The organism is Micromonospora fluostatini (genome assembly GCF_050410825.1).
GTDB lineage: Bacteria > Actinomycetota > Actinomycetes > Mycobacteriales > Micromonosporaceae > Micromonospora > Micromonospora rosaria.
In genome coordinates this window covers 2,628,438-2,648,225 of sequence record NZ_CP191251.1, presented here as the reverse complement: position 1 = coordinate 2,648,225, position 19,788 = coordinate 2,628,438, and the positions used below count along the sequence as shown (strand labels likewise).

The 19,788-nt window shown below is 73.2% G+C and carries 16 protein-coding genes; 13 read left to right on the top strand and 3 right to left on the bottom strand.

Features of this window, described 5'->3' with window-relative positions:
- Positions 1-130 precede the first annotated feature (130 nt).
- Complete coding sequence (locus ACQUFX_RS11285) at positions 131-667, top strand: hypothetical protein (protein ID WP_428965961.1); 537 nt, start codon at positions 131-133, stop codon at positions 665-667.
- 65 nt (positions 668-732) lie between these two features.
- On the opposite strand, the gene ACQUFX_RS11280 is transcribed toward ACQUFX_RS11285, so the two are convergent.
- Both ACQUFX_RS11280 and ACQUFX_RS11275 read right to left on the bottom strand, forming a co-directional pair.
- Positions 733-2,124 carry an acyl-CoA synthetase gene (locus ACQUFX_RS11280; RefSeq protein WP_428965960.1) on the bottom strand — a complete coding sequence of 464 codons (1,392 nt, stop codon included), beginning with the start codon at positions 2,122-2,124 and terminating at the stop codon, positions 733-735.
- A 322-nt stretch (positions 2,125-2,446) separates the two neighbouring features.
- Positions 2,447-3,970: a non-reducing end alpha-L-arabinofuranosidase family hydrolase gene (locus ACQUFX_RS11275; RefSeq protein ID WP_428965959.1), complete on the bottom strand. Its 1,524-nt coding sequence runs from the start codon at positions 3,968-3,970 to the stop codon at positions 2,447-2,449.
- A gap of 1,101 nt (positions 3,971-5,071) precedes the next feature.
- Here ACQUFX_RS11275 and ACQUFX_RS11270 point away from each other — a divergent pair.
- From ACQUFX_RS11270 to ACQUFX_RS11220, 11 genes are all read left to right on the top strand, one after another.
- On the top strand, positions 5,072-6,067 hold the full coding sequence (locus ACQUFX_RS11270) for a glycoside hydrolase family 11 protein (protein WP_428965958.1): 996 nt from the start codon (positions 5,072-5,074) through the stop codon (positions 6,065-6,067).
- 207 nt (positions 6,068-6,274) lie between these two features.
- On the top strand, positions 6,275-7,264 hold the full coding sequence (locus tag ACQUFX_RS11265; protein WP_428965957.1) for a phosphotransferase family protein: 990 nt from the start codon (positions 6,275-6,277) through the stop codon (positions 7,262-7,264).
- A 21-nt stretch (positions 7,265-7,285) separates the two neighbouring features.
- Positions 7,286-8,779 (top strand): MATE family efflux transporter, encoded by a 1,494-nt coding sequence (locus ACQUFX_RS11260; protein ID WP_428965956.1) that lies wholly within the window; start codon positions 7,286-7,288, stop codon positions 8,777-8,779.
- An 18-nt stretch (positions 8,780-8,797) separates the two neighbouring features.
- Positions 8,798-9,802, top strand: a complete 1,005-nt coding sequence (locus ACQUFX_RS11255; protein WP_428965955.1) for a LacI family DNA-binding transcriptional regulator — start codon at positions 8,798-8,800, stop codon at positions 9,800-9,802.
- 366 nt (positions 9,803-10,168) lie between these two features.
- A complete protein-coding gene (locus ACQUFX_RS11250) occupies positions 10,169-11,386 on the top strand; it encodes an MFS transporter (protein ID WP_428965954.1) in 1,218 nt (405 codons plus the stop codon).
- A 270-nt stretch (positions 11,387-11,656) separates the two neighbouring features.
- The gene (locus ACQUFX_RS11245; protein ID WP_428965953.1) at positions 11,657-12,766 is read left to right on the top strand and encodes an FAD-dependent oxidoreductase; all 1,110 of its coding nucleotides are present in this window, start codon (positions 11,657-11,659) and stop codon (positions 12,764-12,766) included.
- A 9-nt stretch (positions 12,767-12,775) separates the two neighbouring features.
- The gene (locus ACQUFX_RS11240) at positions 12,776-14,095 is read left to right on the top strand and encodes a SidA/IucD/PvdA family monooxygenase (RefSeq protein ID WP_428965952.1); all 1,320 of its coding nucleotides are present in this window, start codon (positions 12,776-12,778) and stop codon (positions 14,093-14,095) included.
- A 3-nt stretch (positions 14,096-14,098) separates the two neighbouring features.
- The gene (locus ACQUFX_RS11235; RefSeq protein ID WP_428965951.1) at positions 14,099-14,464 is read left to right on the top strand and encodes a cupin domain-containing protein; all 366 of its coding nucleotides are present in this window, start codon (positions 14,099-14,101) and stop codon (positions 14,462-14,464) included.
- Positions 14,461-16,059, top strand: a complete 1,599-nt coding sequence (locus ACQUFX_RS11230) for a class I tRNA ligase family protein (RefSeq protein WP_428965950.1) — start codon at positions 14,461-14,463, stop codon at positions 16,057-16,059. Before ACQUFX_RS11235 ends, ACQUFX_RS11230 begins: the two co-directional genes overlap by 4 nt.
- A gap of 9 nt (positions 16,060-16,068) precedes the next feature.
- Entirely contained in the window at positions 16,069-17,313 is a 1,245-nt protein-coding gene (locus ACQUFX_RS11225; RefSeq protein ID WP_428965949.1) for an ATP-grasp domain-containing protein, read from the top strand.
- Positions 17,314-17,371: 58 nt separating this feature from the next.
- Positions 17,372-18,463: an S-(hydroxymethyl)mycothiol dehydrogenase gene (locus tag ACQUFX_RS11220; protein ID WP_428965948.1), complete on the top strand. Its 1,092-nt coding sequence runs from the start codon at positions 17,372-17,374 to the stop codon at positions 18,461-18,463.
- Between the two features lie 67 nt (positions 18,464-18,530).
- On the opposite strand, the gene ACQUFX_RS11215 is transcribed toward ACQUFX_RS11220, so the two are convergent.
- Positions 18,531-19,190, bottom strand: coding sequence for a hypothetical protein (locus tag ACQUFX_RS11215; RefSeq protein ID WP_428965947.1), 660 nt, complete (start codon positions 19,188-19,190; stop codon positions 18,531-18,533).
- A gap of 152 nt (positions 19,191-19,342) precedes the next feature.
- On the opposite strand from ACQUFX_RS11215, the gene ACQUFX_RS11210 reads away from it, so the two are divergent.
- Positions 19,343-19,714: a hypothetical protein gene (locus ACQUFX_RS11210; protein ID WP_428965946.1), complete on the top strand. Its 372-nt coding sequence runs from the start codon at positions 19,343-19,345 to the stop codon at positions 19,712-19,714.
- Positions 19,715-19,788 lie beyond the last annotated feature (74 nt).

The window sequence follows — 19,788 nt, the reverse complement described above, 5'->3', positions numbered from 1 at the left end:
CGCGAGCGTGAACGACAGCGGAACCGGTACGCGGTGGTCAAGGCCATCGCACACGTGACGTGACCGATCGTCCGCGTCGTTGTTCCTGTCGGTAGACCTCATCCCCAGATTGGAGATCGCGGGACTCCCCATGGAATCATCAGACATCCTGGCGATGGTGGCGATCGGGACGGCGTTGCTCTCCGCGATCTACAGCTACCGCCTGTCGAGGAAGGCGCACCGCGTCGCCACCTACTACGGCGTCATCGGCCTCCTCCGGGAGCTGGACAAGACCTTCATCGAGTATCCCGACGTCCGGCCGTACTTCTACGACGGCAAGCCGGTCGACGTCGACGGCCCGACCGCGTACCGGATCCGCGCCGTGGCGGAACTGGTCCTGGACACCTTCGAATGGATCTGGCACCGGCAGAAGGAGCTGAACACGAACGGCGAGACCGGCTGGCGGGCGTACATCGTGGACATGTTCTCCTCCAGCCCGGCACTCCAGCAGCACTACGCGAGCTCCACGTCCTGGTATCCGGGGATCACCCGTCTGATCGCCGACCGTGCGGTCGTCCTCCACGCCGGGGCAGCCGCTCCGAGCGGTGGGGGCACCGTGGGGCGGCGCGGACCGGATCGTGGTGACGGCACCCCCGACGGAGTACCCCGCCAGGAGCGCGGCGCGTAGCCGACGGGCCTCGGCGGTGCCGCACCTGTCACGTACGGGGGTGGCGGCCTCGCGGCGGGGGAGGGTCAGTGGAGCAGCGTCTTCTGGACCTTCCCCATGGCGTTGCGGGGCAGCTCCGCCACGAAGCGGACCTCCCGGGGACGTTTGTGAGCCGACAGGGTCCGGGCCACGAAGTCGATCAGATCGGCGGCGTCGACGGTCTCTGCCACCACGTACGCGGTGATCTGCTGACCGAGGTCGTCGTGCGGGGTGCCGACCACCGCCGCCTCCCGGACCGCCGGGTGCGCGAGCAGGGCGTTCTCCACCTCGCCGGCACCGATGCGGTACCCGCCGCTCTTGATCAGGTCGGTGGAGCGGCGCCCGGCGATGCGATGCCAGCCGTCCGGGTCGACCGCCGCGATGTCGCCGGTGCGGAACCAGTCGCCGTCCCGCTGCGCGGCGGTGGCCTCCGGCTGGTGCAGGTAGCCGTCGAACAGCATCGGGCCGCGTACCCACAGGTCACCGACCGTCTCGCCGTCGGCGGCGATCTGCTGGCCGGCGTCGTCGAGGATCCGGGTGTCGACCCCCGGCAGTGGCAGGCCGACCTGTCCCGGCCGGCGGTCGCCGTCGGCGCGACCGCTGAGCGTGATCAGGGTCTCCGTCATGCCGTAGCGCTCGACCGGGCGGTGGCCGGTCAGCTCGTGCAGCCGGTGGAAGACCGGCACCGGCAGCGCGGCGCTGCCGGACACCAGCAGGCGGCTGCCCGCCAGCGCGCGGGCGGACCCGGGGTCGGCGCAGATCCGCGACCAGACCGTGGGCACACCGAAGTACATGCTGCCCCCGGCTGCCGCGTACGCCTCGGGTCGGGGCCGGACGGTGTGGGTCAGGCGGCAGCCGACCCGCAGGACGCCCAGCACGCCGAGGACCAGGCCGTGCACGTGGAACAGCGGCAGCCCGTGGACGAGGTGGTCGTCCGGGCTCCACTGCCACGCGTCGACCAGGGCGTCCAGGCCCGCTTCCAGCGCCGCGTGCGAGAGCAGGACACCCTTCGGCGCCCCGGTCGTGCCGCTCGTGTACATGATCAGTGCGGGCTCGCCGGGGGCCGGCGCGGGATGTCCGGTGTCCGACCGGCGGAGCAGGTCGACGGGGACGAGCGGCACCGTCGGCGGCAGGGCCGTCCCCGGCGCCGCGAGGACCAACGACGCGCGGGAGTCGCCGAGGATGTGTGCCGTCTCCGCGTCGCCGGAGTCGGGTGGCAGGGGGACCACCGCGACGCCCGCGAGCAGCGCCCCGACCACCGCCACCATGGTCTCCGCCGTGGGGGCGGTGTGCACCGCCACCACCCCGGCGCCGCGGACGTCGTCGGCGACGGCCTGGGCGCAGGCCAGCAACCGTTCCCCGGACAGCGTCGCGTCGCCGACCCGGACCGCGTCCGGCACGTCGAGCAGATGGGCGGACAGTCCCGCGAGCAACCGCATGCGCTTCTCCCTCCAGGGCACCGTGACGGCGCGGACGAGGTCGTCCCACCAGCCGGCGCCCGGCCGCCGAGGCTGCGGATGCCGCGCGGGCGCAACCCGAGTGAAGGATATGCGCACCGGCGCGGTCGCCGGGACCGGCGACCGCGCCCACGGCGGCCCTGCTGGCGCGGGAAGCACGGCGGGCCCGGTTCGCACCGGGCCCGCCGTCCTCACCTCCAGCCGGGCCTGACCACCGGCCCGTGCCGCCGCTCGCCCGATCCGGCGTCACGACCGATGCCGGCGACCGTCAGGACCGGGCCGGAGCCGGACCTGCCGTACGCCACTAGCGCTGCAGCGTCAGCACTCCCGGCCGGTACGGCAGGCGGCCGTAGTCGCCGCCGGAGTTGGGGTCGCGGCCCTGGTAGAGCAGTTGCAGGTTGCAGGGGTCGACGGTCATCGTCTGGTCGGCGCTGCTGCGGATCAGCTCGCCGTGGCTGATGTCGTTGGTCCAGCTCGCGTTGCTGTTGGCCTTGCCGGCGAAGGGGTTGCTCTCGGTCGCGGCCTGCGGGGTCCACGTGCCGCCCAGGCTGGTGGCCGTGAACGAGCGGAAGTAGCGACCCTGCGCGCCGATCGCCTCGACGAGCATGAGGTACCGGTTCTGGCCCGCGAGCTTGTAGACCTGGACACCTTCGAACAGGTTGTTCGTCGTGTCGGTCATGATGGTCGTGTAGTTCGAGCCGAAGCTGCCCGGGAAGTTGCCGATCGGCATGCTGGCCCGGTAGATCCGCCCGTTGTCCCCGGCGAAGAACAGGTACATGTTCTGGTCGTCACCGATCAGCGCCTGGTCGATCGGGCCGGTGCCGGAGTTGGAGATGCTCCCGGTGAAGAGCGTCTGGTGCGCCGACCACGAGTTGACGTTGGTGGGGTCGGTCGACGTCCGGTAGGAGAAGGCGGGCCCACCCCACTGGTAGGCGAGCACCCAGATGTTGCGCGGGGCGAAGTAGAACAGCGACGGCGCGACGGCCGAGAACGGCATCGGGTTCTGGCTGGCCGAGGCCATGTCCGACCAGTTCGTGAACAGGCCGAAGTTCATCGAGCCCCAGCTCGTGCCGTTGTCGTGGGTGGTCGCGTAGACCAGGTGCCGGCCGTTGTAGGGGGCGTGGGTGAAGTCCTTGAGTGACGCCCAGCCCGCCCTCGGCTGCGCCAGCGGGCCCGTCGACGACCAGCGGTACGACGACGGGAGGTTGCAGCCACCGGTCGGCGGCGGCGTGGTGGGGTTGGTCCCACCGTCGACGCGGACGAGTTGCCACTGCTGGTTGTTGCCGCCCCAGTCGTCGTACTGCACGATGTTGGCGCCGTCGGCGGTCGAGGCGCCCTGCACCTCCACCGCCCTGTTGCTGTTGCGGTTGATCAGCCGGACGTAGCCGCCGGCCGAGTCGGCCAGCCGGAACTGCTGGTTGGCGCCGTTGCTGTCGGCCCACTGCACGATGCTGCCGCCGTTGGCGGTCGACCAGTTGTAGACGTCCAGCACCTTGCCGGACAGCCGCGACTTCAACCGGTAGTAGCCGCCGCCGGAGTCGACGAACTGCCACTGCTGCTGGTTACCGTTGTTCCGGGTCCACTGGGTGATCCGCGCCCCGTCGCTGGTGGCCAGGTTGTACACGTCCAACGCCTTGCCGCTGTTGCGGTTGACCAAGACGTACCACGCGCTCGTGTCGACCGTCGCCGCGGCGGCGGGCGTCGACACCATCACGGCGGCGGCACCACCGACCATCACCGCCGCCACGCCGGCGGCGACGACGCGCGGCAGCCACCGCCGCCGCCGTGGCGGCGACGTGATCGCTGCAGACCTACCGAAGGCAAACATGATCCTCCTCAATGACCATGATCCGGACGGTCCACCCGGAGACGGGTGCACCGCGACGCGCGGGTCGGGCGTACGCGGTCGAGATGTTCGCGGTAACACGACCTCCGCGTGCCCTGTCCGCGCGCCTGACTCAGGGGTCCGACGAAGCAGGCTCGCCCGGTAAGCCACAGGCATCGCCGCCCTTGGCCATCGACTGTGAGCGATAACATGTCGTTAGTCAAGTCGTAACGCTCTGGTTTTGAATGCTCGGCGGCCGAGGCCGCCACGGCTGTCCTGGGCGCGCCCACCCTCCTCGCCGGGCGCGCTCCACCGACCCGACCTGCGCCGGGGATGAGCGCCGCCGGGGCGGCCTCTGTGCGCGTTAACATTGATGTCCCCGTATGATCCGGCCACGCTGTTCCCCCACGGGGCCGGTCGGTCAGGGTGTCGCTCGATCTCGACCGCCGCAGTCGTCGCGGTCACGGCAGCCGCCCGCCGCCAGGCCGGCGGCCGGGGACTGGTCGCCGGAGCGGCCTGGCCCGCTCTCCGGGCCGTCGTCCCGGGTGCCCCGGCCTCGGGTCGATGTCGACGGTCGGTGCGGTCACCCACGGTCACCTAATGTCAGCCCGCGGTGCGGTGTCCGACGGGACCCGGCGGCGGCCCCGTCCCGGACGCGGCAGCCGCGTGTGCGGAGGGCGAGGGGTCGGGCGGGCGGCCCGACCCATCCGGAATACCGCTGAAACTTTCGGTGACGTCATGTCCCGCCGGAGATCGTCGGTAGACGATCTCCGGCGGGAAACCCGCAGCCTGTCCCTGGGCGCGTGCTGCTGAGCAGCATCAACAGGTTTAACACGGAGGCGTCATGAAGCCAAGGTTTCCCGAGTGTTTCCGGAAATTGTTGACGGGTTGACGCCGCCGGTCCAATACTGATGGCCATCGACGCAGCTAGATAGGTGTCGATCGGTGCGACCTGCTCCGCCGGTCACCGTCCGGAACGACCGGCACCCACCACCATCACCGCGCGGTACCACGCCGACACGTCGACGGCGGTCGCCCGGCCCCCGAGACCCGCCGGCTCGTCGCGCACCGCTGGCCACCGGCCAGCCGCCACGAGGAGGAAGCATGAACAACGGACCCGTCCCCCGAGGCGACCGTAGGCGCCGGCGCCTACGGTCGCTGCTCGGCGCCGCCTGCGCCGCCGCGCTGATCACGACCGGCACGGTGGCGGTCGTCGCCACCCCCGCCCAGGCCCAGACCGTGACGTCGAACCAGGAGGGTAACCACAGCGGCTACTTCTTCTCCTTCTGGAAGGACAGCGGCAACGTCTCCATGACCATGGGCAACGGCGGCCAGTACAGCACCCAGTGGAGCAACGTCAACAACTTCGTCGCCGGCAAGGGCTGGAACCCGGGTACCCGTCGGACGGTGACCTACTCGGGCACCTTCAACCCCAACGGCAACTCGTACCTGACCCTCTACGGCTGGACGAGGAGCCCACTCGTCGAGTACTACATCGTGGACAGCTGGGGTAGCTGGCGGCCCCCGGGCGCGAGCTCGATGGGCACGGTCAACACCGACGGCGGTACCTACGACATCTACCGCACCCAGCGGGTCCAGCAGCCCTCGATCGACGGCATCCAAACCTTTTACCAGTACTGGAGCGTCCGGACGTCGAAGCGGGTGGGCGGCACCATCACCACCGGCAACCACTTCGACGCCTGGGCCAGCCGGGGCATGAACCTGGGCAACCACTACTACCAGATCATGGCCACCGAGGGGTACCAGAGCAGCGGAAGCTCCAACATCACGGTGGGCGGTTCCGGCTCCGGACCCGGCCCCACCAACCCGCCGACCGGCGGCTGCACGGTCAGCGTGAGCCGCGCCGACGAGTGGAGCGACCGGTTCAACGTGAACTTCGCGGTCAGCGGCAGCAACAACTGGACCGTGTCCATCCGGACCAACGGCAGCCAGAGCCTGCAGAACAGTTGGAACGCCTCGGTCAGTGGCAGCAGCGGTACCCTCACCGCCCGTCCGAACGGCAACGGCAACAACTTCGGCATCACCCTCTACAAGAACGGCAACAACACCACACCCACCGCGACCTGCGCGGCGAGCTGACCGCCCGGACGACCACGGGTGGGGCGCCGGCCACCGCCGGCGCCCCACCCGCGCGTCCGACCCGAGCCGGCCGCCGCCCCGGCCACCCGCCGGCCCCTTCTGCTGAGAGCGCTTCCGCGCCTATCGTCCGGTCGACATGCACGCCGACGACCAGCCCCGGCCACGCCGAGGTCGGGTCGCGGCGCGGGGACGAGCGGCGGGCGGGGCGTGGTGGAGAGCATTACCAAGAACCGGCAGCCGGTGGACGTGCTGCGGGCGATGGCGACCCGGGCGTACGGCGCCGACCAGGTCCCCGACGACATCGAGGCCGAGGAACTCGGCCACGGCTGGTTCAACGTGGCGTACCGGATCCGGCTGCGCGACGGGCGACAGGTCGCGGTGAAGATCGCCCCACCGGCGGGGGTGGAGGTGATGACCTACGAGCGGGACATGATGCGGACCGAGGTACACGCGCTGGCCCTGATCCGGCGCGAGACCACGGTCCGGGTGCCCCGGGTCCACCACCACGACCCGAGCCGGGAGCTGTGCGACGCGGACTACTTCTTCATGGAGTACGTGGACGCGGCGAACCTCGGCATCGTCATGGACCGGCTGCCCGCCGGCGAGTACGCCCGCTACGCGGAGGCGCTGGGGGCGGCGAACCGGGAGCTGAACCAGGTCCGGGGCGGCCACTTCGGCCCGTTGCTCGGCGGCGACCCCACGGCGACGTGGCGGACGGTGTTCACCGGCATGGTGCGCGACGTGCTGCGCGACGGGCAGCGGCGGGGCGTCGACCTCGGGGTCGACTACGACGTGGTCCGGGCGGTGCTGGCCGGGCACGCCGGCTGCCTGGACGAGGTCGTCGAGCCGGTGCTGGTCGAGTGGGACCTGTGGGAGAGCAACGTCCTGGTCGACGACGGCGCGATCGTCTGTCTCATCGACCACGAGCGGGCGTTCTTCGGCGACCCGTTGATGGAGGCGGGCTTCGCCGCGACGGAGCTGGCCGGCGCGTTCGGCGACCCGGCGCCGTTCCTGCGCGGGTACGGACGGCGGCCGGTGACCACCGCGGAGCGGACCCGGCGTCGGCTGTACAACCTCTACCTGATCCTGGTCATGGCGATCGAGACGGTGTACCGCGGACACACCGACCCGACCCAGTACGACCAGGCGAGGACACGTCTCGCCGAGGTACTGGCGGGCCTGCGGGCCGGCCGGTAGCCGCGCGGACGGAGGGGACGCGTGACCCGGGGCGCGACGACCCCTTCGCCGCGCTCCGATCGGGAGCAGGCGGCGGCGCTGGGGACCGAGCCGGTCGGTCGGCTGCTGTGGCGCTCGTGCGCGCAGACCACCGTGTCGGTCAGCGTGTACGGGCTCTACGCGGTGACCAACGCGTGGTTCGTCGCGTGGGGGGTGGGGCCGGTCGCGCTCGCCGCCGTCAACACCGTGGCCCCGGTGCTGCTGGCGCTCGGCGCGGTGGCGGCCACGGTCGGCGCGGGCGCCGCGTCGCTGGTGTCGCGCAGCCTCGGCGCCGGCGACCCGGCGCAGGCGGCCCGGGCGGCCGGCACCGCGTTCGTCGTGTTCTGGACGACGGCGGCCGTGGGCGGCGTCGCGGGTGTCGCCCTGGTCGACCCGCTGCTGACCCTCCTCGGCGCGACCGGGGAACTGCGGGGCTACGCCCGCGACTACGCGGTCGTCATCCTGGGCGGGGCGATCACCGGGACGGGCTTCTCCAGCCTGGTCCGCGCCGAGGGGCGGCTGCGCTTCTCGACCATGATGTGGGTGTGGGCACTGGCCACCCAGATCGTCCTGGACCCGGTGCTGATCTTCGGGTTCGGGCTGGGGGTCCGGGGCGCGGCGTGGGGCACGGTCGCCGGGCAGGCGGTGTCGACGGCGATGAGCCTGTGGTTCTTCTTCGGCCCGCGCCAGCACCGCCGGCCGTACCGGATCGGCCTGACCGACCTGCGACCGCACGGGCCGACGCTGCGCCGTCTGGTGGCGGTCGGGTCACCCTCGTTCCTGGCCGGGGTGGGGGCCACCCTGCTCGCCGCGCTGACGAACAACCTGCTGGTCGCCGCCGGTGGGGCGGTGGCGTTGAGCGCGGGGGCGCTGTGCGCGCGGGTCGGCACGCTGGTGGCCATGCCGCAGCTCGGGATCGCGCAGGGCCTCCAGCCGGTGGCCGGGTTCAACTCCGGCAGCGGGGCGGTCGACCGGGTCCGGCGGGCCACCACGCTGACGGTGCGGGCCACCGTGGGGTACGGCGTCGTGGCGGGACTGGTCCTGCTCGTCGCGGCCGACCCCCTGGCGGGGCTGTTCACCAGCGAGCCGGTCGTGCGCGGGCAGGCCGCCACGGCGCTGCGGATCGTGGCGCTGGGGTGCCCGTCCGCCGGCCTCGTGCCCCTGCTCTCGGCCCGGTTCCAGGCCCTCGGCCAGCCCCTCCCGTCGTACCTGCTCTCGATCGGGACCGTCCTGGTGGTGAAGATCCCGCTGCTGGTGGCCGGCGGCTCCGTCGGCGTGACCGCGCTGTGGATCAGCGTCCCGGTCGCCGAGCTGGTGTCGGCCGGGGCGGCGCTGCTGGTGCTGCGCCGCTGGCCGTGGCCCGCCGGATGCGACGGCGGCAGCACCGGAACCCGGTCGGCCCGGCGGCGGCCGGTGACCCGGGCGCGGGCTTCTGGTGAGAGCGCTTCCGGGCCTATCGTGCACGGGGCCGGGCGTCCTTCGCGTCCGGGCAGGTGACGACGTGTGGATTCAGCCATGAGGATCTCCAAGCCGACGATCAACGACGTGGCACGGGTGGCGGGGGTGTCCCGCGCGACCGCGTCCCGGGTGCTCAACGACGCGCCGGGGGCGTCCGGGCCGGTCCGGGCGCGGGTGCACGACGCGGTGTCCGCGCTGGGCTACCGGCCCAACGAGACCGCGCGGGCGTTGGCCTCCGGCCGGCAGCGCACCGTCGACGTGCTCGCGATCACGTACGGCCCGGACGAGGGGTGGCTGGGCGGTCACCCGTACTACAGCCGGGTGCTGGCGGGGATCATGTCGGTGCTGGAGGCCGTCGACGTGCAGCTACGCCTGTGCGCCGTGGGCAGTGACGCCACGCCGGACGCGATCGACGCGATCGCGGCCAACGCCACGGCGGGCGCGGTGCTCGCGACGGTCACCCCGGCGATGGCCGCCCGGTTCCACCGCCGCTGCCGGCGGGCCGTGTCGCTGGTCGCCACGGCCCCGTCGGTACCCGCGATCGAGGCCGACAACGTCGGCGGCGCGTACGCCGCCGTGCAGCGGTTGCACGCGTTGGGCCGCGTCCGGATCGCAGCGATCCACGGGCCCGCCGGCAACCCCTGCGCGATCGACCGCCGGACCGGCTACCGGCGGGCGATGCGGCAGCTCGGGTTGCCCGACATCAGCGCCGACGGCGACTTCCTGCGCGCCGGCGGCTACCAGGCGGCCCTGCGGCTGCTCGACCGGCACCCCGACCTCGACGCGATGTTCGTGGCCTGTGACCTGATGGCGGCCGGCGCGGTCCAGGCGATCACCAGCACCGGTCGCCGGGTGCCGGACGACGTCAGCATCGTCGGGTTCGACGACAGCGTGGCGGCGATCTGCGCCAATCCGCCGTTGAGCACGATGCGGCTGCCGGTGGAGGAGATGGCCGCCGCCGCGACCCGGCTGCTGCTGGCCGGCACCGTCCCGACGGGCCACCGGGAGAGGTTCGCCGTCGACTTCGTGGAGCGGGCGAGCACCCGCCGGCCGGCCGCCTGACCGCCCCGGCGGCCTCCGCCGACCGGTCGAGAACCCGATGACCGAGTGGTGCCCCCGGGGCGGGCGACCGCATGATCATGCCCGCCCGTTCGGCCGACCCGTGGTGGCGGCCGGAACCGTCGCGCCGGCCGACCGCGCAGGTCACGAAACATGCCGGCGGGCGCGCCCGCGTCGGCGGCGCGGACCGACCCCGGGAAACCCGCCCGACCGGCTCTGGTCGGACATCGACACCCGTGCCAGGATGACCAAAAGCAGTCACGGTGATCACTACGCAGGGTCGTGGTCGACGCCGGCGCACCCATTCGGCATGCTCTGAAGCAGAGGCTATCCATGACCAGGACCGCCAAGATAGGCACGGCTTTCGCGGTGTTCGCCGCGTCCGTCAGCTTCCTGATATCCCTCGCCGGATCGTCCCTGAAGAGCACCGTCCAGGTGTTCTTCCTGGGCATCGCGGACAGCTTCGAGGTCAGCCGGGGCAGCCTGGCGATCGCCACCACCCTCTTCGCCGTGGTCACCGCCGTGACGTCGTCGGTGATCGGGCACCTCGCCGACCGGATCGGCGCGATCCCGGTGCTGGCGGTCGGCACCGCGCTCAACGGGGTGGTGCTGCTGCTCGCCGCCACCGCCGGTGACCTGTGGCTGTTCGTCCTCACCTACGGCGTGGTCGGCGCCGTCGCGGTCACGATGCTCTCCTTCGTCCCGCTGGGCGTCCTGGCCGACCAACTGTTCCAGGGCCGCAACAGCGGCCTGCTCTACGCGCTGTTGACCAACGGCGCGGCGGTGGGGTTCATGGTGCTGGTGCCCCTGTGGGTCCACCTGGACCGCACCATGACCTGGAACCAGGTGCTGTTCGCCCTCGGGCTGGTCTTCCTGGTCGTCCTCCTGCCGCTGTCCCTGGTCCTGGTGCGACTCTCCGTCCGCCGGCGACCCGCCGCCCCGGTGGCGCGGGTGTCGCTCTGGGCCGCCACGGTCACCACCTTCCGGCACCCGCAGATCCGGGCCCTGGTGCTGGCCTTCGTCGGCTGCGGCAGCACCATGGCCTTCATCGACGTGCACCTGTTCCCGCACCTGCACGACCACGGCGTCACCCCGTCGGTCGGCGCGTCGGCGGTGGCGGTGCTGGGCGCGCTGGAGATCGTCGGATCGCTGGTCGCCGGCCGGCTGTGCGACCTCGGCTGGATCCGGGCCACGCTGGCCGGTGCCTACGCGCTGCGCGCCACCGCCATGGTCATGCTGCTCTTCGTCGGTGCCCCGTCGACCGTCCTCGCCTTCGGCGCGGTCTTCGGCGCCAGCTACCTGGCCACCGTCGTCGCCACCACGATCTGGGTGAACCGGATCCTCCCACCGGGGGTACGCGGCACCGCGCTCGGCGTGCTCTGGGCGGTGCACATGCTCTCCGTGGCGGTGACCAGCCAGGTCGGCGCGATCCTCGCCGACCTGCACCACAGCTACACCGCCACCATCGTCGCGTCGGCCGTGCTGACGACCGGGGCCGTCATCCTGGTGGCCGCGCAACCCAGCCCGGACGCCACCCCCACGGCCCCCGCCGAGGAGGTGACGGCCCAGCCGTCCGCCGGGGTCTGAGGACAAGACCATGGGTGCGACTTGACTGACCGTCCGTGGCCGGCAGGAACCTGTTCGGTGGAGATCACCGAGGCTGCCGCGGTGCCGGGCCGACCGGGCCCGACCCGGCGGTGGCCGACCGGCCCTTGTTGACCAATCGGCGAAATTCTATTCTCGCCTCCACCAGAGGCACGATCATGTCCTTCCGTTCAGTGGGGTGGATGATGTGTGGGCTCGACCGGCGGTCCCGATGGTGAGCGGCTCACCCCCGTTCCGGCCGACCGCGACCCGATGACGACCCGGGTGGCCGTCGTCGGCGGCGGTCTCGCAGGCGCGCTGCTCGCCTGGCGGCTCGCCGAGCAGCCCGCCGGGCCGCACGTCACGCTGTACCTGGACCCCGCCACCTCCGCCCGGGACGCCACCGCCGCCTCCGGCGGGCTGGTCCGGGGCTTCGAGCCGGACCCGCAGGCCTGCCGACTGGCGGCGGCCAGCCTCGCCGAACTGCGCCGCGACCCCGAACTGGCCCGGGCCAGCGGATACCAGGAGACCTCCTCCTGCTACTTCCTCCGCCCCGGCACCGACCCGGACCCGCCCCTCGCCGTCCTGGACGAACTGCTCGGCGGCTCCGCGCGGCTGGTACCCGCCGAGGCGGCGGCCCGCACCCTCGGCCTCGGCCCCCGTCCCGAGGGCACCGACGCGGTGCTGGAACGGCACGCCGGGTACCTCCGCCCGGACGCGCTGCGCCACCACGCCGTGCGCCGGGCCGCCGCCTCCGGCGCCCGGGTGCACCACACCCCGGTCACCTCGGTCGCGGCCGGACCGACCCTGACCGTCGCCGACGGCACCCACCGCCGCCCCGACGTGGTGGTGGTCGCGGCCGGCGCCTGGACCGGCGCGCTGCTCGGGACGTCGCTGCGGACCCGCCGGATCCAGTACGGGGTGTACCCGCTGGCCCGACCCCACCTCGGCGCCCTCGTCGACGACGTGTCCACCCTGTACGGCCGCACCCACGGGCCCGACGCCGTCCTGCTCGGCGTCGCCACCACCGCCTGGCGGGCCGCCCCCGGCGACGACCGCCCCGACCCCGCCGACGTGGCACGGGTCCCCGAGGTCGCCCGTACCGTCCTCGCCCTCGACGGTCCCCTGCCGCCGCCCCGCTGGTCGACCGCCGGTGTCGACTGCTTCGCCGACGACGGCGGGCTGCGGCTGCGTCCGGTCGACGGCCGGCCCGGGGTGTTCAGCTTCACCGGCGGCGCGGGCGGCGCCGCGAAGAGTGTGCTGGCGGCGAGCCGGCTGGCCGCCACCGCGGTGACCGCGGCGGCGACCGGCCAACCGCCACCGGCGCCCACACCCCCACCGGCGCCCGCCGGCCGGGAGTGGGCCGAGCAGGCGACGAGTTGAGGGGGCAGCATGGAGAGACACTTGTCAGTGGTCGCGGTGGGCGGCGGTCCGGCCAACCTCGCCTTCGCCGTCGCGGTCGAGGAGATGGCCCCCGACCTGGCCGGCGAGACCCTGCTGGTGGAACGACACGACGACATCGCATGGCAGCGCGGGATGCTGCTGCCCTGGACCGTCAGCCAGGTCAGCTTCCTCAAGGACCTGGCCACGCTGCGCAACCCCCGCAGCCGGTACTCGTTCGTCAACTACCTGCACTCGACCGGCCGGCTGGACGGCTTCGTCAACCTCGGCTCCGCGGTGCCGTTCCGGCTGGAGGTCTCCGCCTACCTGCAGTGGGTGGCCAAGTCACTGGAGCGGGTGCAGGTCGAGTACGGGCGGGCGGTGACGGCGATCGAGCCGCTGTCCTCCCGTGACGACGGGGTGCTGGACCGCTGGCGGGTCCGGTTCGACACCGGCGAGGTCGTCCGCTGCCGCGACGTGGTGATCGGCATCGGCCGCGCCCCCCGCGTCCCCGCCCCGTTCCGCGACCTGCCCGAGGAGCGGGTGCTGCACAGCACCGCCTTCGCCGGCCGGCTGCCGCTGCTCGACCCGCAGGCGGTCCGTCGGGTCGTCGTGATCGGCGGGGCACAGAGCGCCGCCGAGATGCTCTGGACGATGTACCAGCGGTTCCCGGCGGCCGAGTGCCGGATGCTGATGCGCTCGGCCGGCCTGCGCTGCTACGAGAGCAGCGCCTTCACCAACGAGCTGTACTACCCGTCGTTCGTCGACCAGTTCCACGCCGGCTCCGCCGAGGCCCGCGCCCAGCTGCTGCAGGAGATGCACCGCACCAACTACGCCGGCCTGGCCCCCGGCATGCTCGACGCGCTCTACCGCCAGATGTACCAGGACCGGCTCACCGGCACCGAGCGGATCACCATGCGGACGCTCACCGACGTCCTCGACGCCCGCACCGACGGCGACGAGGTGGTGCTGACGGTCCACGACCGGCTGCGGGCGACGACCGAGGAGATCCGCGCCGACCTGGTCCTGCTCGGCACCGGCTTCGAGCCGGAGAAACCGGAGCTGATCCGGCGCACCGCCGCCGCCGTGGGCGTGCGCGACGTCGCGGTGGACCGCAACTACCGCCTGGTCACCCCCGACTCCGTCACCGCCGGCTGCTACCTGCAGGGCGTGAACGAGGAGAGCCACGGCATCGCGGACTCGCTGATCAGCGTGCTGGCGGTCCGCGCCGGTGAGATGGTCACCGATCTGCTCGCCCACCGCGCCACCCGCCCGGCCCTGGCCGCCACGGCCGCCGCCGACGGCGGGCCCATCCGAGGAGAGGACGCCTGACCCATGGAGATTCGCCACCTGGACCGCGACGGCCTCGCACCCGACAACGGGCTGCGGGCGCAACGGCTGATGCCCTGGGAGCTGCTGAACGCGCCGTTCGAGGGCTCCTGGTGCGTGGTGCCGCCCGGGGCGGAGTCCGGCGCGCACGGCCACCACGAGTACGAGATCTGGATCGCCCTGACCGGCGAGGCGGAACTGGTCACCGACGCCGGCACCACGCCGTTCGTCGCCGGCGACGTCGTGCACTTCCCTCCGCACGAGCGCCACCAGGTCGTCAACCGCGGCGACCAGCCGTTCCAGATGTACGCCGTCTGGTGGGACCAGGACCTGGCCGACCGGTTCGTCGAACGCCACCGGGCCGCCTCGTGACCCAGGACGACGCGCCGGTCATCGTGGTCCCGGCGACCCCCACCTCCAACGGTGGCCTGCACGTCGGGCACCTCGCCGGGCCGTACCTGGCCGCCGACGTCTACGCCCGCTACCAGCGGGCCCGGGGCCGGCCGGTCATCCACACCACCTGCACCGACGACAGCCAGACCTTCGTGACCACCCGCGCGGCGACGCTCGGGGTACCGGCGGCGGACCTGGTCCGCGACGCCACCGCGCAGATCCGGCAGGCGTTCACCGCGCTCGGCACGACCCTGGTCGGGCTGCCGCCCGTGGACGAGACCTACCGGCGCACCGTGCTCGACTTCGTCACCGCGCAGCACCGGGCGGGCGTCTTCGAGCGGCGCACCGTCCGGTTCCCGTACGCCCGTCGGGCCGGGGTGTGGCTCTACGACGCGCTGGTCTCCGGCACCTGCCCGACCTGCCTGGCGCAGAGCGCGGGCGGCGCGTGCGAGGCCTGCGGGCACCCGAACAACTTCGACGAGCTGCTCGACGCCCGCTACTCCCTCGACCCCACCGACGACGTCGAGTACCGCGAGGTGGAGATCCTCGTGCTGCCCCTGGAGCGGCTGCGGGAGCCGCTGGCCGACCACTACGCCCGGCACACCCCCCACTGGCGCCCGCACGCCCGCGACCTGATCACGGACCTGATGGCCGGCCCGCTGCCGGACGTGCCGGTGACCGTCCCCGACGACGGGTGGGGCCAGCCGGCGCCGTTCGCCGAGACACCCGGCCACCGGCTGTACCCGTGGATCGAGGCGATGCCGGCGGTCATCTACAGCACCTGGTGGTCGGCCCGGCAGCTCGGCCGCGAGACCGACCACCCCGACGACCTCTGGCGCGCCGGCACCGGTGCGAGGGTCGTCTACTTCCACGGCTTCGACAACTCCTTCCACTGGGGAATGCTCGACCTGGCCATGCTGCTGTCGCACCCGCAGCGGTACACCACCCCGGCGGTGACCGTCACCAACGAGTTCTACGAGCTGGACCGGTCGAAGTTCTCCACCAGCCGGGGCCACCTGATCACCGCCACCGACCTGCTCGACCGGGTGCCCCGCGACCTGGCCCGGTTCTACCTGGCGCTCACCGCCCCCGAGTTCCAGCGCACCAACTTCACCGAGGCCGACCTGCGGGCCGTGGTGACCACCCGGCTGGTGCGGCCGTGGAACCGGCTGGCCGCGGCCCTGGCCGACCTGCCCGTCCCGGACGGCACGGTGCTCCCGGTCAGCCCGGCCGGCCGCGACCGCTGCCGGGCGGTGGCCGACCGGCTGCGCCGCCACTACCACGACGACCGGTTCAGCCCCAGCGCGATCGCCGACACGATCGCGCTGCAGGTCGACCGGCTGGCGCAGGACCGGCTCGGGCCGGACACGGCCGCCGACGTGCTGGCCCAGCTACGGACCCTGCTCGGGTACGCCGCACCGGTCCTCGTCGACGTCACCGACACCCTGGCCGCCGCCGGGGTACGGCTGCGGGTCGAGGAGGAACCGTCGGACAAGGTCACCGTGTTCCGGCTGCCGGCCCTGCCCACCGTGCCCGCCGCACCGGCCACCGCCGGCACCGCATCCGCAGCGTAGGAGAACCAGATGAAGCTCCTGGCCATCGAGACCTGCCAGTACCTGGGGTACTACCTCTCCCGGTACGCGCAGGTGGAGGCGCGTGGCGCCACCGTGTACGTGCTCAACGGCAAGGGCGAGCCGGACTTCTGGCCCGCCGACCGGTACCGGGTGGCGGGCTCCCAGCACATCGACGACATCATCGCCACCGCCAAGCAGTGGCACCAGGCCGAGGGCTTCGACGGGGTGTTGACCTTCTCGGAGTCGTCGGTGATCACCGTGGCGGCGGTGGCCGAGGCGCTCGGCCTGCCCGGCATCGGGGTCGACGCCGCCGTCAGGTGCCGCAACAAGTACCTGATGCGGCAGGCGTACGACCGGGCCGGGGCCCGCTCGCCCCGGTTCCGGCTGACCCGGACCCTGGCGGAGGCACAGGCCGCGGCGGAGGAGCTCGGCTACCCGGTGATCGTCAAGCCGACCCACGGCGCCGCCAGCAACTTCGTCTTCAAGGTCGGCTCACCTCAGGAGCTGACCGAGCGGTACGCGCAGGCGCAGGAGGGCAGCCGGGACATGGTCTGGTCGCGCTCCGAGCCGGACGGGGTGGACCTCGGCCCGAGCGGCCTGCTGGTGGAGTCGTTCCTGGACGGCGCGGAGTACCTGATGGAGGTCGTGGTCTGGGACGACGAGGTGTACCTCGGCTCGGTGGTGGACCGGATCACCGTGGAGGGGGAGACCTTCGACGACGACGTCCACCACGCGCCGACGTCGATGAGCGCGGCGGACCTGGCGGCGGTGCACGAGCTGGTCGCCGCCGGGGTACGGGCGCAGGGGCTGCGCCGCAGCGTGTGCCACGCGGAGGTACGGTTCCACGAGGGACAGCCGTACCTGTTGGAGATCGCGGCCCGGGTCGGCGGCGGCGGGCTCGACGAGATCGCCCGGTTGACCGCCGACCACGACCCGATCGCGGCGGTCGTCGACATCGCCCGGGGCGTGCGCCCCCGGGTCCGCCACTTCCAGCCCACCGGCACGCACACCACGTCGATGTGCCTGATCTGCGCGTCCGGCACCCTCGCGGCCGTCCACGTACCGGCCGAGGTCAGCGAGTCCGACCGGACCTTCCTGCTGAAGATCGTCGCCCGGCCGGGCGACGTGATCGCCCGCCCGCCGCACGGCAACACCATCCTCGGCTTCCTCGGCACCACCGGGACCTCGAAGGACGACGCCTTCGCCACGATGGTCCGCTACGCCGACCTGGTCGAGGTGGAGTTCGCCGACTGACCCCGGCCGCCCAGCCCGAAGCTCAGCAGGACCCCCGAACAGACAAGGACGAGAAGAGATGGCGCAGACAGTCGAGGCCGTGGTCGCGCTCGGCCCGGGCCAACCGGTACGGACCCGCGACATCGTGGTGCCGGACCCGGGTCCGGGCGAGGCCACGGTACGGGTACTGGCCTGCGGGGTCTGCCACACCGACCTGCACTACCGCGACGGCGTCATCGGCTCCGGCTTCCCGTACCTGCTGGGCCACGAGGCGACCGGCGTCGTCGAGCAGGTGGGTGACGGCGTCGCCCACGTCGCCCCGGGCGACGTCGTCATCCTCAACTGGCGGGCGGTCTGCGGACGCTGCCGTCCGTGCCGGCGCGGCAACCCCGAGTGGTGCCTGGACGACCACACGGCGAGCCAGCCGATGACCCTGACCACCGGCGAGCCGCTCGGGGCGGCGCTGGGCATCGGCGCCTTCGCCCGGGTCACGCTGGTGCACGCCGACCAGTGCACGCCGGTTGACAAGACCGTCGACCCGGCCGTGGCCTGCCTGCTCGGCTGCGGTGTGATGTCCGGGCTGGGCGCGGCGACCCGGACCGGGGGAGTGCGCCCCGGGGACACGGTCGCGGTGATCGGCTGCGGTGGGGTGGGCGGCGCGGCGGTGGCCGGCGCGCGGCTGGCCGGCGCGACCACCATCGTCGCCGTCGACACCGACCCACGGAAGCTGCCCACGGCCCGGCGGTTGGGCGCGACCCACGTCGTCGACGCCAGCACCGAACCGGACGTGGTCGCCCGGATCCGGGAGATCACCGGTGGACTCGGCGCCGACGTGACCATCGACGCGGCCGGTACCCCGCAGACCTGGCGGCAGGGCTTCTACGCCCGCGCGGTCGGCGGCACCTTCGTGCTGGTCGCCCGACCCGATTCGACGATGCGGCTGGAGATGCCGCTGCTGGACACGTTCCTGCGCGCCGGCACGTACAAGACCTCCTGGTACGGCGACTGCCTGCCCACCCGGGACATGCCGCTCCTGGTCGACCTGCACCTGCAGGGGCGGCTGCCGCTCGACCTGTTCGTCACCGAGCGGATCGGCCTCGGCGACGTCGAGGCCGCGTTCGAGCGGATGCGCCGGGGCGACGTGCTGCGCAGCGTCGTCCTGCTCGACTGACGTGCGCGGGCCCGGCCCGCCGGCCACCCGCCCGACCGGGCCGGGCGGGGTGACCCGCCCGGCCCGGTCACGCCGGCTGGTGACGGAACCCGCGCGTGTGCACCTGGTAGCAGTAGTCGTCGAGCATCTTGGCCAGGGTCCGACCCGGGTGCCCGAGCGCGGTGGTGAAGGCGACCTCGTCCGTGCCCGCCTCGGCGAGCAGCCGCAGCGCCCAGGACCGGGTCAGCCGCAGGTGCGCGCCGTAGGCGTCGGCGTCACGGCAGCCGTGCAGCGCCCGGGCGATGGCGTCGTCCCAGGGCGGCAGCGCGGCCGGGCGGACCGCGTACAGCAGCTTGCTCGCGGCCGTCGGGCCGAGCGTGCGGCGGCGTGGCCCCGGGGTCACCGGCATCGCGGCGAGGTCGGCGAACGCGGAGACGAGGGCGGGCAGCGCCGTCTCCGGCAGCGCCGCCAGCGGGGTCCGCGCCGCCGGCAGCAACGGGTGGTGCCGCGCCCACCAGCGTGCGAGGCCGGTGCCGAAGACGTCCTCCTCGCCCGGCCGGGGATAGCGCAGCCGGCAGCCCCACGCGTTGAGCCAGACCAGCGCCGCCCGGCGGTGCGCCGCATCGGCCAGGTCGACCGCCGGGCCGGTCGACTCGCGCAACCGCAGCCAGGACCGGTCCGCCGCGCCGCCGACGGACCGGTCGACCGCCGCGCGCAGGGTGTCCACTGTGGGACTCACGAGGGGCATGACTGTCGAGCTTACGGGCCCCCGTCGCCGGCCCCTGCCACCGGCACCACCCCGGATCCCCGGGGCCACCCCGCCGGTGGACGTGCCGGGCGCGTCCACCCGACCCACCCCGTCCTCCCGGGGCGACACCCACCACGTGCGAAGGAGCAGCCATGCCCACACCTGACGTGATCACCTACCACGGTCGACGGTTCCGGCCGGTGGCCGACGGCAGCGGTGAGCACCGCCGCGTCGCGTCCTACTACCAGGACGGCGACCTGCTCTGGGGCGAGTTCACCGGAGGCCACGCCCGACGGGGCACCCTCACCGGGCGCTGCCGCCCCGACGGGTCGCTCGACTTCGCGTACTGCATGGTGCTCGACGACGGGCGGATCATCGTCGGCGAGTGCCACAGCACCCCGGAGATCCTGCCCGACGGGCGCATCCTGCTGCACGAGCGGTGGCGGCGGCACGGCGCGCACGCCGCCACCGGCGTCTCCCAGATCGAGGAGATCCCCGCCTCCCCGCCGGACCCGCCGCGCTGACCCCGCTCCGGCGCCCACCACCGACCCCGACCCCCGCCGACCGGGCCCGCGCCCGGACCCACCGACTGTCAGGA

Coding starts and splice junctions, on each gene's coding strand:
- ACQUFX_RS11285 (WP_428965961.1), top strand. CDS start 131: ATGGAATCATCAGACATCCTGGCGATGGTGGCGATCGGGACGGCGTTG.
- ACQUFX_RS11270 (WP_428965958.1), top strand. CDS start 5,072: ATGAACAACGGACCCGTCCCCCGAGGCGACCGTAGGCGCCGGCGCCTA.
- ACQUFX_RS11255 (WP_428965955.1), top strand. CDS start 8,798: ATGAGGATCTCCAAGCCGACGATCAACGACGTGGCACGGGTGGCGGGG.
- ACQUFX_RS11280 (WP_428965960.1), bottom strand. CDS start 2,124: ATGCGGTTGCTCGCGGGACTGTCCGCCCATCTGCTCGACGTGCCGGAC.
- ACQUFX_RS11235 (WP_428965951.1), top strand. CDS start 14,099: ATGGAGATTCGCCACCTGGACCGCGACGGCCTCGCACCCGACAACGGG.
- ACQUFX_RS11225 (WP_428965949.1), top strand. CDS start 16,069: ATGAAGCTCCTGGCCATCGAGACCTGCCAGTACCTGGGGTACTACCTC.
- ACQUFX_RS11220 (WP_428965948.1), top strand. CDS start 17,372: ATGGCGCAGACAGTCGAGGCCGTGGTCGCGCTCGGCCCGGGCCAACCG.
- ACQUFX_RS11215 (WP_428965947.1), bottom strand. CDS start 19,190: ATGCCCCTCGTGAGTCCCACAGTGGACACCCTGCGCGCGGCGGTCGAC.
- ACQUFX_RS11240 (WP_428965952.1), top strand. CDS start 12,776: ATGGAGAGACACTTGTCAGTGGTCGCGGTGGGCGGCGGTCCGGCCAAC.
- ACQUFX_RS11275 (WP_428965959.1), bottom strand. CDS start 3,970: ATGTTTGCCTTCGGTAGGTCTGCAGCGATCACGTCGCCGCCACGGCGG.
- ACQUFX_RS11210 (WP_428965946.1), top strand. CDS start 19,343: ATGCCCACACCTGACGTGATCACCTACCACGGTCGACGGTTCCGGCCG.
- ACQUFX_RS11245 (WP_428965953.1), top strand. CDS start 11,657: ATGACGACCCGGGTGGCCGTCGTCGGCGGCGGTCTCGCAGGCGCGCTG.